Annotated in this window: 13 protein-coding genes and 1 tRNA gene; 4 read left to right on the top strand and 10 right to left on the bottom strand. The window is 64.8% G+C overall.

The window, feature by feature from the left end; genetic code table 11:
• Nucleotides 1–11: 11 nt before the first annotated feature.
• From ACI3K3_RS18895 to ACI3K3_RS18885, 3 genes are all read right to left on the bottom strand, one after another.
• Entirely contained in the window at nucleotides 12–1304 is a 1293-nt protein-coding gene (locus ACI3K3_RS18895) for an ATP-binding protein (protein ID WP_404916457.1), read from the bottom strand.
• Nucleotides 1305–1496: 192 nt separating this feature from the next.
• Nucleotides 1497–1571: transfer RNA gene (locus ACI3K3_RS18890), tRNA-Asn, on the bottom strand.
• A 133-nt stretch (nucleotides 1572–1704) separates the two neighbouring features.
• Nucleotides 1705–2484 (bottom strand): NAD kinase, encoded by a 780-nt coding sequence (locus ACI3K3_RS18885; RefSeq protein WP_404916455.1) that lies wholly within the window; start codon nucleotides 2482–2484, stop codon nucleotides 1705–1707.
• A gap of 133 nt (nucleotides 2485–2617) precedes the next feature.
• On the opposite strand from ACI3K3_RS18885, the gene ACI3K3_RS18880 reads away from it, so the two are divergent.
• Nucleotides 2618–3967: an EAL domain-containing protein gene (locus ACI3K3_RS18880; RefSeq protein WP_404916453.1), complete on the top strand. Its 1350-nt coding sequence runs from the start codon at nucleotides 2618–2620 to the stop codon at nucleotides 3965–3967.
• Between the two features lie 179 nt (nucleotides 3968–4146).
• Here ACI3K3_RS18880 and secA read toward each other — a convergent pair whose 3' ends face one another.
• From secA to ACI3K3_RS18865, 3 genes are all read right to left on the bottom strand, one after another.
• Entirely contained in the window at nucleotides 4147–6885 is a 2739-nt protein-coding gene (secA, locus tag ACI3K3_RS18875) for a preprotein translocase subunit SecA (protein WP_404916451.1), read from the bottom strand.
• A 104-nt stretch (nucleotides 6886–6989) separates the two neighbouring features.
• Nucleotides 6990–7268, bottom strand: a complete 279-nt coding sequence (locus tag ACI3K3_RS18870; RefSeq protein WP_404916449.1) for a hypothetical protein — start codon at nucleotides 7266–7268, stop codon at nucleotides 6990–6992.
• Nucleotides 7269–7474: 206 nt separating this feature from the next.
• Nucleotides 7475–7843, bottom strand: a complete 369-nt coding sequence (locus ACI3K3_RS18865; RefSeq protein WP_404916447.1) for an energy transducer TonB — start codon at nucleotides 7841–7843, stop codon at nucleotides 7475–7477.
• Nucleotides 7844–7927: 84 nt separating this feature from the next.
• On the opposite strand from ACI3K3_RS18865, the gene argJ reads away from it, so the two are divergent.
• The 3 genes from argJ to ACI3K3_RS18850 are packed head-to-tail and all read left to right on the top strand — an operon-like array spanning nucleotide 7928 to nucleotide 10629.
• Nucleotides 7928–9154: a bifunctional glutamate N-acetyltransferase/amino-acid acetyltransferase ArgJ gene (gene argJ, locus ACI3K3_RS18860; protein ID WP_404916445.1), complete on the top strand. Its 1227-nt coding sequence runs from the start codon at nucleotides 7928–7930 to the stop codon at nucleotides 9152–9154.
• Between the two features lie 2 nt (nucleotides 9155–9156).
• Nucleotides 9157–9795 carry a glutathione S-transferase family protein gene (locus tag ACI3K3_RS18855; RefSeq protein WP_404916443.1) on the top strand — a complete coding sequence of 213 codons (639 nt, stop codon included), beginning with the start codon at nucleotides 9157–9159 and terminating at the stop codon, nucleotides 9793–9795.
• A 21-nt stretch (nucleotides 9796–9816) separates the two neighbouring features.
• On the top strand, nucleotides 9817–10629 hold the full coding sequence (locus tag ACI3K3_RS18850; RefSeq protein ID WP_404916441.1) for an inositol monophosphatase family protein: 813 nt from the start codon (nucleotides 9817–9819) through the stop codon (nucleotides 10627–10629).
• Nucleotides 10630–10761: 132 nt separating this feature from the next.
• On the opposite strand, the gene ACI3K3_RS18845 is transcribed toward ACI3K3_RS18850, so the two are convergent.
• From ACI3K3_RS18845 to ACI3K3_RS18830, 4 genes are all read right to left on the bottom strand, one after another.
• Nucleotides 10762–11544: a DUF4019 domain-containing protein gene (locus ACI3K3_RS18845; RefSeq protein ID WP_404916439.1), complete on the bottom strand. Its 783-nt coding sequence runs from the start codon at nucleotides 11542–11544 to the stop codon at nucleotides 10762–10764.
• A gap of 88 nt (nucleotides 11545–11632) precedes the next feature.
• Complete coding sequence (locus ACI3K3_RS18840) at nucleotides 11633–12265, bottom strand: hypothetical protein (protein ID WP_404916437.1); 633 nt, start codon at nucleotides 12263–12265, stop codon at nucleotides 11633–11635.
• 171 nt (nucleotides 12266–12436) lie between these two features.
• The gene (gene trxA, locus ACI3K3_RS18835; RefSeq protein ID WP_086493615.1) at nucleotides 12437–12757 is read right to left on the bottom strand and encodes a thioredoxin; all 321 of its coding nucleotides are present in this window, start codon (nucleotides 12755–12757) and stop codon (nucleotides 12437–12439) included.
• A gap of 81 nt (nucleotides 12758–12838) precedes the next feature.
• On the bottom strand, nucleotides 12839–13411 hold a 573-nt coding region (locus ACI3K3_RS18830), incomplete at its 5' end, for a PD-(D/E)XK nuclease family protein (RefSeq protein WP_404916435.1).

The following is a 13411-nucleotide window of genomic DNA, read 5'->3' as shown; positions in this document are numbered from 1 at the left end:
CCCAACCAAACCTACATCACCGGCACCTTGATCCGCGCAATCAACCCGCCGCAGGGCGAGGTCGCGAAGGAAAGCTCTCCGCCGAAGCGCATCATCAGCCGATGCGCGGTGGGAATGCCGAGACCGAATCCGGGCGTATCCCGCGTTCTTGCCTCGTCCAGCCGGAAGAACGGCGTCAACACGTCCTCGAAGTGGCTCGGCGGAATCCCCGGCCCGGTATCCTCGACCTCGATAATCCAGTCCGCCCCCTCGCGGCGAACCGCGACTTCCGCGCGGCCGCCGAAGCGGATCGCGTTTTCCACCAGCGCACTCGTGGCCAGCGCCAGCGGCTCGGGGAAACTCTCGACCACGGCCTTGCCCGCCTGTGTCAGCCGCGCGCGCCCTTCGTAAGGCGCGATTACCGCGGCCACGAGTTCACCCAGATCCACAGGCTCTGCCTCAGACGAAAGGTGCTGGGCACGCAGATAGCCTTGCAGGGACGCCAGCAGGCCCTCCATCTCGTCGATACTGCCCTGCACGATCTCGGAAATCTCCGGATCGTCGATGAGGTCGGCGGCAATCTGCTGGCGCGAGAGCGGCGTGCGCAAGTCATGACTGATCGCCTCGAAGGACCGCGCCTGATCTTCCAGCAACCGCGCGATGCGTTCCTGCATGACGTTCATCGAATGGGCGAGATTGCGCAAGTCTTCGGGGCCGCTCTCGCGAATCTCCACCTGTTGGCCATGGCCGATCGCATCGGCCGCCCGCGTCAGGCGGCGCAGCGGGTTCGTCAGCAGACGCAGCAGGATAAGCCCGATCGCAATGCAGGCCAGCGCCGTGCACAGCATCAGCACGCTGGCACGCAAGGCGATCGGCCACATGGAGGTAATGTCGCGCGAACGGAAATTAAGCCACTTGCCGTCGGCAAGGCGGACGGACCCGACAAGATCGCTTTTGCCCCCGGTGGCGTCCGCCATGGTCAGGTTGAGCGGACGGTTGGCCAGCGACGGCTCCCATTCGATTACCTGCCCCGCGATTCGGCGCAGCGATTCGGAATCCGCCATCCCCCGCACCGCCGGCTCTGGCGAGAACTCCGCCTTGAGATGCCCCGTCGTCATGATCGGCGCGGCGAGATTGGGCTGGAGCGCGTGGATACGATCGCTGACCACGATCAGCTCGGCAATCCGCCGCGCATGATCCGCGCGAATCGTCTGCCGGTCGATGGATTGATAGAACAGCAGGCTGCCGATCAGTTGCGCCACGCAAAGTGCGAGGAAAACGACCGCAGCCAGGACTGCCAGACGCGGAATACTGATTCGGGTCACGTTTCCTCTCGCGGGATGCCCGATTGTTCTGCGCGATATGCCGGGGCGTCCTGAAAGAGCGCTCTCACCGGATGAGGCGTTCGTCAATGTTCTGTCTGGACGAGAAACATTTTGATACTTGCGGAGCCGTCCGCCGCATCTGCATCATTTGCAGAGCGCCTTTCCCGCTTCCGGTTTCCGGAAGGTAGAAAGTGGCTCCCCGAGTAGGATTCGAACCTACGGCCATTCGATTAACAGTCGAATGCTCTACCGCTGAGCTATCGGGGAGCAGCCTGTCAGTGTTACCACCGCCGGGCAGGAGTGCGCCTATAAAAGGGGTTATCGGGGTTGGCAAGCACTCAGTCATGAAAATGTCGAGAAAACTTTTCCACAGAGCAAACCGCCACTTCAGGGCATTTCCTCAGACCTGGAACTGCTCGGCGAAGATGCGCTCCTCCAGCGTGAAGCCCGGATCGAACAGCAGGGTCAGCTCCTTCTCAGCATTGGCGACGATGCGCACGGTTTTCACATCGCGCACTTCCTTCTGGTCGGCCACCGCAGCCACGGGGCGCTTGCCGGGCTCGCGAATGCGAAATTCGACCTCCGCGCTTTCCGGCAGGATCGCGCCCTTCCAGCGGCGCGGACGGAACGGGCTCAGCGGGGTCAGCGCCAGCATACGCGAACCGAGGGGAAGGATCGGGCCGTTGGCGGACAGGTTGTAGGCGGTGGACCCTACCGGAGTGGCCACCAGTACGCCGTCCCCGACAAGCTCCTCCATCCGCACCTTGCCGTTGATCGTCACTTCCAGCTTGGCCGTCTGGCGGGTTTCGCGCAGCAGCGAGACTTCGTTGATCGCGTAGTAGACGAAGCTGCGGCCGTCATGGCTGGTGGCATGCATCTGAAGCGGTCGCACCGGCACCGGATGGGCCTCTGCGATACGCTCGGCGATCGGAACGCCGTCATGCGGGCCGTTCATCAGGAAGCCCACGGTGCCCAGGTTCATGCCGTAGACCGGTTTGATCCAGTCCCGGTCCAGCATCTCATGCAGGACATGCAGCAGGAAGCCGTCCCCGCCGACGACCACGAGCACGTCGGCCTCGACCAGATCGACCCAGTCATGGGCGCGCCGCAGCTCCTCCGCTCCGTCCTGCGCCTTGGCGCTGTCCGAAACGATGAGGCCCAGCTTGGGTTCGTCAGCCATTGCAATTCCCGACGTGAAGAGGCGCGCGCTCCGGATTGGAGCGCGAAAGGGAAGATTTCTTGAGGCCGCGTCTCATTTTGAAGCCCTTTTCATCTCCGCGACCTTTCGAATTTTGCATCGTTTGGCAAGGCCTTTGGCTATAGCAGCGGCGATGGGCGAACGACGCAAAGGTCCGCCGCGGGGCCATGCCCGCCGGCTGGAAGACAGACTGACCGGGATTCCCGGCCTGGAGGCCGTGCGCGAACGCATCGCCGGATGGCGCGCCGATGCCGAAAGCGCACCGCAGCACGCCCATGTCCACGCCATGCTCGTGTCCCTGCGGCGGCTCGACACGATCAACATGGCCTATGGCGCCGAGGCCGGTGACGGCGCTTTGGAGGAAGTAGCAGGCCGCATCGCCCATTTCGCGGGCGAGGAACTCGACGGCCCCTGGCTGGTCGCGCGTGCGGGCGGTGGCTCCTTCGTGTTGGCCGCCAACGAGGCATGCAGCCGGGAACGCTGGCATCTCGTGGCCGACCAGCTGGCCGACGCCATTGCCCGCCCGATCGCCCTGCCCACCGGCGTGCTGCGCCTTTCTCCGCGCATTGCGCTGATTCGAGCGCTCACCGGCGAAAGCGTCGATTCGATGCTGGACCGGCTCGGCCATGCGCTGACAGGCCTTCAGGACCAGTCCGCCACGCGGCTCGGCTGGGCCGATGGCGAAGTCACGGTGCCGGGACGCTCGGCCGCGCAGCTGGAAGCCGACCTGCTCAGCGCGATCGATCGGGACGAGATCGAGATCCTGTTCCAGCCGCAGTTCAGCCTTGCTGACGATTCGCTTACCGGCGCGGAAGCGCTTGCCCGCTGGAACCACCCCGTGCTCGGCCGTATCGGCGCGGGCGCCCTCTTCGCCATTGCCGAGCGCGCCGATCATATCGGCCCCCTGTCCCGCCACATCGCCGCCAAGGCGATGGCGGCGGCGGGGCAATGGCCGGGGGACTTGCGCCTTTCGATCAACGTCACGCCCGCCGACCTCGCTTTCGGCACTTACGTACGCCAGATGCTGGACCTCGTGCGTGAAAGCGGCTTTCCGCCGCGCCGCCTGACGCTGGAGATCACCGAGCAATCGCTGATCAGCGACATCACGCAGACCGCACAGATGATGGCGGAGTTCTCCTCGCAGGGCATCCGCATCGCCCTGGACGATTTCGGCGCGGGGTTCTGCAACTTCCGCTATCTCAAAGTCCTGCCGATCCACTACCTCAAGCTGGACCGCACCATGATCGAAGGCGTCGCCACCGACCGCCGCGACGTAGCGGTGCTGCGCGCCATCGTCGCCATGGCGCGGGCGCTGGACCTTGAGGTCATCGCCGAGGGGATCGAGGAGGAAGAACAGCGGGACGTCGCCGCGCGCGAAGGCTGCGCCTATTTCCAGGGCTTCCTGCGCGCCCAGCCGATGTCGGTGGCGATGTTCGCCAAGCTGGCGCGCGTCGGCGGCGAATGAGCTTGCCGTCGTCCCGGACCTGATCCGGGACCGCTGGCAATACTTTAGGCGCAACCTTAAGCGCGAGGCACTACCCTAAAAAAAAAGCAAAACGCGCGCTTCCGGTTGTCCCGAAAGCGCGCGTGGCTTTGCCAGCGGTCCCGGATCAAGTCCGGGACGACGATGGGGTCAGTGCCCCGTTACGCCAGGGCGCCGTGGCAGTGCTTGTACTTCTGGCCCGAACCGCAAGGGCAAGGCGCGTTGCGGCTGATCGGCAGGTCCGCATAGGGATTCTCGCCCGAGGCGCCCGTGCCGACACCGGCCTGCGGGCTGCCCGCCAGCGTGCCGAACAGTTCGGGCATGAAGGACGAACCGTCCCCGTCGTTCGAATTGTCGAGGCCGGTCAGCGGATCGATGTGTCCGGTCAGGAAGTCCGGCAGTTCGGGCAGTCCCGACGGCTCGGGCATGCGCAGTTCGCTGACCGAGAGGATGCGCGTCACGTCTTCGCGGATCTGGTCGAGCAGGCGCTCGAACAGGCTGAACGCCTCGGTCTTGTATTCGTTGATCGGCGTCTTCTGGGCGTAGGCGCGCAGGAACACCACCTGACGCAGCGCGTCGAGGGTGGAAAGGTGCTCCTTCCAGTAGTGATCGAGGCGGTCGAGCAGGATCGACTTTTCCACCTGGCGCCAGATCGCCGGATCGTCCTGCGCCATCTTCGCGTTCATGTGCTCGGTGGCCATGGCGGCGATGCGTTCCTCGACGAGCTCGGGATCGACCCCGTTCTCCTCGATCCACGCTTCCAGCGGCACATCGATGCCGAGGATGTCGAGCGCCCTGTCCTTGAGGCCTTCGATATTCCAGTGTTCGGGATAGGAACCGGCCGGGCAGGCATCGGCAACGATCGCATTGACGGTGTCGTTGCGCATGTCGACCACGACTTCGTCGACCGTTTCCGAATCCATGATGTCGGCACGCTGCTCGTAGATGACCTTGCGCTGGTCATTCATCACGTCATCGTATTCGACGACCTGCTTGCGGACTTCGTAGTTGCGCGCCTCGACCTTCTTCTGCGCGGTCTCGATGGCCTTGGACAGCCACTTCGAACCGATCGCCTCGCCATCGGCCAGATTGCTGTTCATCATCTTGGCGAAGAGCGTGTCCGGGCCGAAGATGCGCAGGAGGTCGTCCTCCAGGCAGAGGTAGAACTTCGAAAGGCCCGGATCGCCCTGACGGCCCGAACGGCCGCGCAGCTGGTTGTCGATGCGGCGGCTTTCGTGGCGCTCGGTGCCGATCACGCAGAGGCCGCCGGCTTCGAGCACGAGGCGCTTCTGCTCGGCGACTTCCATCTTGATGCGGGCGATGGCCTCGTTGCGCTCCGGCCCCTCGGGCATGTCGCGCAGCTCGTCCTCGACGCGGAACTCGACGTTGCCGCCCAGCTGGATGTCGGTGCCGCGACCGGCCATGTTGGTGGCGATCGTCACGGCCCCAAGGCTGCCCGCCTGCGCGACGATGTGCGCTTCCATCTCGTGGAAACGCGCGTTCAGCACCGAGTGCTTGACGCCTTCCTTGTTGAGGAAGTCCGACAGCAGTTCCGACTTCTCGATCGACACGGTGCCGACGAGCACCGGCTGGCCGGTTTCGTAACGCTCGCGGATGAGCTTGGCGATGGCGCCGAACTTGTCGTGGGTGTTCTTGTAGAACTCGTCTTCCTCGTCCACGCGCTGCACCGGCACGTTGGTGGGGATGGTGACTACGTTCATCTTGTAGATGTCGTAGAATTCGGCCGCCTCGGTGGCCGCCGTGCCCGTCATGCCCGACAGCTTGGGATACATGCGGAAGTAGTTCTGGAAGGTAATCGAGGCGAGCGTCTGGTTCTCCGGCTCGATGCGGACTCCTTCCTTGGCCTCGACCGCCTGGTGCAGGCCGTTCGACCAGCGGCGGCCGTCCATCATGCGCCCGGTGAACTCGTCGATGATGACGACCTTGCCGTCTTTGACGATGTAGTCGATGTCGCGCTTGAACATGACCACGCCCTTGAGCGCCTGGTCGAGGTGGTGGACCACCTGGGTGTTCTCGACGTCGTAGAGATTGGAGCCGACCAGCAGCCCGGCGGCTTCGAGCATACGCTCGGCCTTCTCGACGCCGTCCTCGGTCAGGCTGATGTTCTTGGTCTTCTCGTCCATCTCGTAGTCTTCGGGGACGAACTGCTTAACGACCGCGTCGACCTGCATGTAGAGTTCCGACTTGTCGTCAGTCGGACCCGAGATGATGAGCGGGGTGCGCGCCTCGTCGATGAGGATCGAGTCCACTTCGTCGACGATCGCGAAGTTGAAGGGGCGCTGCACCATCTGGCTGCGCTCGTGCTTCATGTTGTCGCGCAGGTAGTCGAAGCCGAATTCGTTGTTGGTGCCGTAAGTGATGTCGGCGCCATAGGCCTCGCGGCGTTCGTACTCGTTGAGGTTCGGCACGATCACGCCGATGGTCAGGCCGAGGAAGTTGTGCAGCTTGCCCATCTGCTCGGCGTCGCGGCGGGCCAGATAGTCGTTGACGGTGACGATGTGGACGCCCTTGCCCTCAAGCGCGTTGAGGTAGGTGGCGGTGGTGGCCACCAGGGTCTTGCCCTCGCCGGTGCGCATTTCCGCGATTTCGCCGCGATGGAGTACCATGCCGCCGATCATCTGCACGTCGAAATGGCGCATGCCGAACACGCGCTTCGAGGCTTCGCGCACGGTGGCAAACGCCTCGGGCATGATCTGGTCGAGCGTGCTGCCGTTCGCCAGCATTTCGCGGAACTTGGCGGTCTGCCCGGCCAGTTCCTCGTCGCTCATGGCCTCGAAAGCGGGTTCGAAAGCGTTGATCTGGGCGACGATCTTGTCGAGCGACTTGACGTAACGCTCGTTGGACGAGCCGAAAATGGACTTGGCGATGGCGCCGAACATGGCGGAGATCCCTGTTTTTCGTGAATGCGTATATCGGATGAGCGCGCCTGCGATACGCGCAGGCACGGGAAAGGTTTCGCGAATCTGCGAATGGCGCGGCGCGCTTACTCGCGCGCGCGGTCTATCCCGGTGAGAACCGCAGGAACCATGCGCGAAACCGGCGCTACCGCCAGAGGCGGCGCGTGACGGCGGGTATTGCGCAATCCGGGTTCGGGAAGCTGGGCAAGGGCCTCCGGGGCACGCGGCGCCTTGGCGGCGACGGCAGCTTCGGTCAGCACCACCTGCAAGCTGGCCACCTGCGAAGCGCGCGCTTCGGCAGGGCCGATCTGCGCGGCAAGACCCGTAAGCAGGGCCAGCAGGGTTAGGAGCAGGCGGTTTGCCATGGCGGATCAGATAAGCGGCGAAGGATGAATAGTCCACAACCCATCGCAAGGGCCGCAAGTTTCGTCCCGAGTACCTGCCCTAGGGTGTGTGGGGATTCAGTTCAGGCGGAGCCGAGAATGGTGGACTTCCGCGACCCGGAGCGCAGCGTACTTCGAGTACGTGAGCACCGGAAGCGCGGCCCGCATGGGCTGAATCCCCACACACCCTAGGCCGTAAAGGTGACAAAGCCAGAATACTCGCTCGGGATGGCAGCGCCTTTGGCGTCGCGCGCGGGGCGAAAGCGGGCGCGCCGCGTCACGGCGCCGCAAACTGCCTCGTCGGCATCGGTGAAACCGCTGCTTCGCGTCACCTGACATTCGGACACGCGCCCCCGCGTGTCGATCTTCAGCCGGAAATCGACCTTGACGATCGGCTCGTTCCTCAGGGAAACCGGCAAATCGGTCGAATAGGCCCATTCTCCCCGATTGATCGCCTCGGCCTTGATTGCCTGGGTTTTGATCGGGTTCCCTTCGGGCGTCGGCAATCCCTGGGGAGACGAAGCGGCCAGCGCCGCGATCAGCAGGACGGAAATCATGCCAGGCAGTCTGCCCCGTCGATCTCCCTCCGTAAACCGCCCAGGGATGCTTGACCTGTCACACCCACGCGCTACGCACCGGCCATGGCCTATCCCACCTCCCCGCTCGCCTCGCCCTTCCCCGCCATGCCGCCGATCGCCGGCGTCACGCCGCACGTCGTGCGCGCCGGGTACAAGGACTGGGGCCGATGCGACCTGACTTATGTGGAGTTGGACGAAGGCACCGCCGTCGCAGGCGTGTTCACCAAGAACCTGTGCTGCTCCAGCGAAGTGGAACTCGGCCGGGACAACGTGAAGCAAGGCCACGCCCGCGCACTCGTCGTCAACGCGGGCAATTCCAACGCCTTCACCGGCTATCGCGGGCGTGAGGCTGTGGAGCAGATCATGGACCAGGTCGCCGCGCACATAGGATGCCCGCGCGAACAGGTCTTCGTATCCTCCACCGGCGTGATCGGCGTGCCCCTGCCCAAGGACAAGGCGCGCGAGGGCGTGGAGAAGGCGCTCACCGCAGAGCCATGTTCGTGGGAAGAGGTGGCCAATACCATCGCCACCACCGACACTTTCGCCAAGGGCGCGACGGCCACGGCGATGATCGGCGACACCAAGGTCACGCTCGCCGCCGTCATCAAGGGCTCGGGCATGATCGCGCCGGACATGGCGACGATGCTCGGCTACATCTTTACCGACGCGGCCGTGGAGCCTGCCTTCCTCCAGGAGTGCCTCTCCGCCGCGAACTTCCGCACGTTTTCCTGCATCACCGTCGATTCGGACACCTCGACGAGCGACACCGTGCTCGCCTTCGCCACCGGCAAGGCCGGCAACGCGCCGATCTCTTCGATCGCCTCGCCCGGCGCCCATGCCTTTGCCGCCGCGATCCATGACGTCTGCCGCCAGCTTGCGCACCTCGTCGTGCGCGACGGCGAAGGCGCGCAGAAGTTCATCGAAGTGGCCGTCTCCGGCGCCGTCTCGGACGAAAGCGCGCGGAAGGTCGGCATGGCCATCGCCAACTCGCCGCTGGTGAAGACCGCCATCGCTGGCGAGGACGCCAACTGGGGCCGCGTGGTCATGGCCGTGGGCAAGGCAGGCGAACCGGCGGACCGCGACAAGCTCTCCATCGGTTTCGGCGGCACCTGGGCCGCGCGCGAAGGCCTGCCGCTGGCCGACTATGACGAAGCCCCCGTCGCCGCCCACCTCAAGGGCCGTGACGTCACCATCGAGGTCGACCTGGGGCTTGGCGAAGGCGCCGCGACGGTGTGGACCTGCGACCTGACGCACGGCTACATCTCGATCAACGCCGATTACCGGAGCTGACGATGGCCGGTCCGCAGTTCACGATCTGGGGTCGCCTCAACTCCCACAACGTCAAGAAAGTCGCATGGTTCGCCGAGGAACTGGGGCTGAACTACGTCCGCCACGATATCGGCGGCCAGTTCGGCTATACCGAGGAGTACCTCGCGAAGAACCCGAACCGGCTGGTGCCGATGATCGAGGACGGCAAGCTCTCGCTCTGGGAATCGAACGCGATCCTGCGCTACATGGCGGCCGAATACGGCGGCGAGCGCTGGTTCCAGCGCGACCCCATCGACCGCGCCCTGGCAGACCGCTGGATGGACTGGCAGATCACTTATGCCGACGCCCAGCGCCTGCCCTTCCTGGCCATGGCCCGTACCCCGCGCGAACAATGGGACATGCCCGCCATCGCACGCGACGTGAAGGCCTGCGCCGCCCACCTCGCCGTGCTGGAACGCTACTTGTCGGAAAAGCCCTGGCTCTCCGGCGGCGAGTTCGGCATCGGCGACATCCCCATGGGCGTCTACGCCTATACATGGTTCAGCCTGCCGCTCGACCAGTTCGGGCTGGAGCGACCGGAGTTCCCCGCCCTTGCCGAATGGTACGCCCGCATCCGTGAGCGCAAGGGCTATGCCCAGCAGGTCATGATTCCGCTCACCTGATTCCCGCAAAAGGCCTCCCGCATGATCACGCCCACGCTCAACGCCGCCGTCGAAACGATCATGCGCGAGGTCTCTCGCGATGTGATCCTGCCGCATTACCAGTCGCTGTCGAGCGAGCAGATCGTCAGCAAGGCGGTGAACGACGTCGTCACCGTGGCCGACCAGGAGAGCGAGGCTATCCTCACCGAACGCCTCACCGCCCTGCTGCCCGACGCCTCGGTGGTGGGCGAGGAAGCGACTTTCGCGGATGAAGGCGAACTGCTGAAGCTCAAGGACCGGCTGTGCTGGATCGTCGACCCGCTCGACGGCACCAACAACTTCGCCTCGGGCAAGGCCCCCTTCGGCATGCTCATCGCGCTGGCCGACAAGGGCGAAACGCTGGGCGGCTGGATCCTCGACTGCCTGACCGGCCGCTTCTGCCGTGCTTCCGCGAACGGCGGCGCCTGGGTGAACGACGAGCGCCTCACCGCCCGCGCCACCGGAGAACAGCCACCCGTCGCCGCGATCTCGCTGATCTTCACCGAGGAATCGCGCCGCGAGCGCCTGCGCGCCGAAGTCGCCCCGCATTACCGAATGGTCGACATCCCCCGCTGCGCCGCCGAGCAATACCCCCGCCTCGCGCTCGGCCAGAACGACGTGGCGGTGTTCGAACGCACCCTCCCCTGGGACCACGCGGCGGGCGCTCTGTTCCTCAACGAAGCGGGCGGCAAATGCGCCCGCCCCGACGGCAGCGCCTACCGGGTGGACGAGATTGGCCGCACCGGCCTGATCGGCGCTGCCTCGCCCGCGCTGTTCGAAGACCTGGCGACGCGCCTGTCCGCACTGGGGGATTAAGCAAACTCGTCGTCCCGGACTTGATCCGGGACCGCTGGCGAAGCTTTAGGCGCGAGAGCGCGTCAGGGCGCCTTGCCGAGCGGTGGGCTGTTCACGGCCAGCGGTCCCGGATCAAGTCCGGGACGACGCACATCATTCGATCGTAACGCCCTCGACCCGCCAGCCGCCGTTCTGGTGCGAGAGCGAAACCGTCTCTATCGCGTCCGCCTTGTTGGCGAAGCTTGTGCGAAATTTGACCACCTCATAACCGTGCGGCGGTGCGGGAAGGTTTTCCTGACGAAGAAACGTCCGGGAAAGGACCGCCCCCAACGGCACCCGCACTTTCTCGTTGGTCTCGGCCCATACTTGCCCGGTATTCAGCTTCTGGAATGCCGAGCCGGTGCCCTTGTAACTCTCCTCCCAGCGCCCTTGATCGATAAAGGTCAGCCATTGGCGAGCCGTCTGCACCACTTCCGAACTTTCCGGCGCGGCCGAAGTAGCCGGCACGGGAGGCGGCGTCGTCGACACCTGAGACAGGGTGGCCAGCGCCAGAAGGCCTAGAGCAATCGACATGAGCAATACTCCGGTGATGATCCAGGGGCGGCGATGTGTGCGCCCCGCGCCGCCAAACGGCGCACCCGGCTGATCCATCTTCGGCGGGGCCGCGTCTTCCCCGATTACCGTGTCCTCCAGAAAAATAGGGGGATGAGCCGGAACGCCTTCGCCTTCCGCGTCGAGCAGAAGGCGGGCGGCCTCCCGGCTGCTCGACACCGCCATCTTGCGCCGCGCTTCGCGCAGGCGCTCGTTGATCGTATGAACGGAAAGGCCCAGACTGCGCGCCGCCGACTTCGCATCATGACCGCGCACGATCAGGCGAAGGGTCTGCTTCTCCTTTTCGGTAAGCCCCCAGAGAATATCGTTCACCGGCATGTTCATATCCGCTGGGCTAAGTTCGGCTCGGCGCCTTTGCTACCCCGAAAAATCTGTACCTCGAGGGTGAACGCCGGGATAGCGGCTTGCGGACCTATGGCGCCTTGCCGGGCGCACACGCGCCCATCCGCTCGCCCTTGACGGACCACCGCATGATATCCGGCGGAGTCCTTGGCTGACCGTTTGCTGGCGGAACAGGCATGTAACCCAGCGGTTCCCTGTGGTTCTGAAAATCGAGCTTCAACGCCGAGCCGCCATAACTCCCGGTAACCTGCATCCGAAGCTGCGTCGGGAAGGTGCCCACCCTGCCCGTCGCCTCATCCCGGGAATTCGCATAGCCGCCCTGACAGGTCTGCGTCGCCCGCAGTTGCCCGTCGCCAAAGCGGATTTTCAGCGGACGACAGAGGGTTGTTCCCGCAGCCTGCGAACGGCCCTCGCCGACGAGCAGGCGAACGAAATCCTCGACTTGCGTATCGGCAAGGCAGAAGTGCCAGGTGCGGTCCTTGCCCAAAGCGACGGCCGTGTCGCCCAGGTCGATACTCTTGCCGGTGCGATAGGAGCGCGAAATCGTGACGAGCCAATCCCCGCCCTGCATCGTCCTCTGCTCGCGCAGGCCTTCGACGACAATATCCTTCGGGGAGCCATCGACCTCCTGAGTCGACCATGCCTGTGTCGACCAGACGGAAGCGGCCAACAGGAAAACCGGAACCGCACGGTACCACTGCATCGCCGATCCTCCCTGTCGCTGCCTGCGAACGGTTTGGAAATATGAGGGAATTGTCGATAATTGCAACGCTGTCATGCGTTCACGGCAAAAGCCCCCGCGCAACGAAAAACCCCTTCCGCCTCACGGCGAAAGGGGTTTTTGAATTCCGGCTCTAAAACCGTAAGCGAACCCTCAGAGTTCGCCTTCGATCCAGCCCTTGAGCGCGCTCTTGGGCGCGGCGCCGAGCTTCTGGGCGACCGGCTTGCCGTCCTTGAACAGGACCATCAGCGGGATCGACTTCACGCCGATCTCGGCGGGGATGCCGGTGTTGGCCATGATGTCCATCTTGGCGATGGTCACCTGTTCGGACAGCTCTTCGCTGATCTCTTCCAGGGCCGGGCCGATCATCTTGCAGGGACCGCACCAGTCGGCCCAGAAATCGACGAGCACCGGCTTGTCGGACTTCAGTACGTCCGCTTCGAAGCTGGCGTCGGTAACAGCGATAGTCGCCATGAATTGAAACTCCTCGGGTATCTCGGTTGAACGCAATCTAGGGACGAATTGCCCTGAGGCAACGCCTGCCCGGCCATAGCTTTACTGGGCCGGGGAAAAGTCCGGCTTGTGGGCGGCCAGCACTTCGGCGGGAACCGCGATCAGGCGGGGCACGGTGGTGTAGAGCAAGGCCACTTCCACGGCGCGGCCCGGAAAGGCCACTTCCAGCGCCGCGGCATAGGCCGCCATCTGGCGCAGCACCCCGCGCGGCACCTGTTCCAGACGCTCGGGCGGACGGCGCGCGGTCTTGTAGTCGACCAGGCGCACGCGCTCCGGTTCCACCACCAGACGGTCGATCGTGCCCGCCACCACCTGCCCGCCGACCACTGCCGCAACCGGCACTTCGGCCAGGCTGGCAGGGCCGAACAGTTCGGTCCATTCGGGATGGCCGAGCACCGCCATGGCGCTCTCCAGCATGGCCTGACGCGACGGTTCCGGCAGATCGGCAGCATTGCGCGCCAGCCATTGCCAGCCCGCTTCCTCGCGTTCGTCCGCCGCAACTTGCGGCAGGCGTTCGAGCAGCTTGTGGACCAGCGTACCGCGCCGCAGGGCATCGCGCCCGGCGCCGGGCGCGATGCCCTGCGGCGCGGTACGCTGGTCCACAAGCTGCTCGAA

It is taken from the genome of Novosphingobium sp. ZW T3_23 (assembly GCF_044987305.1).
Classification (GTDB): domain Bacteria; phylum Pseudomonadota; class Alphaproteobacteria; order Sphingomonadales; family Sphingomonadaceae; genus Novosphingobium.
Note: the sequence above shows the minus strand (reverse complement) of the source record. Positions and strands in the feature narration are given on the sequence as shown.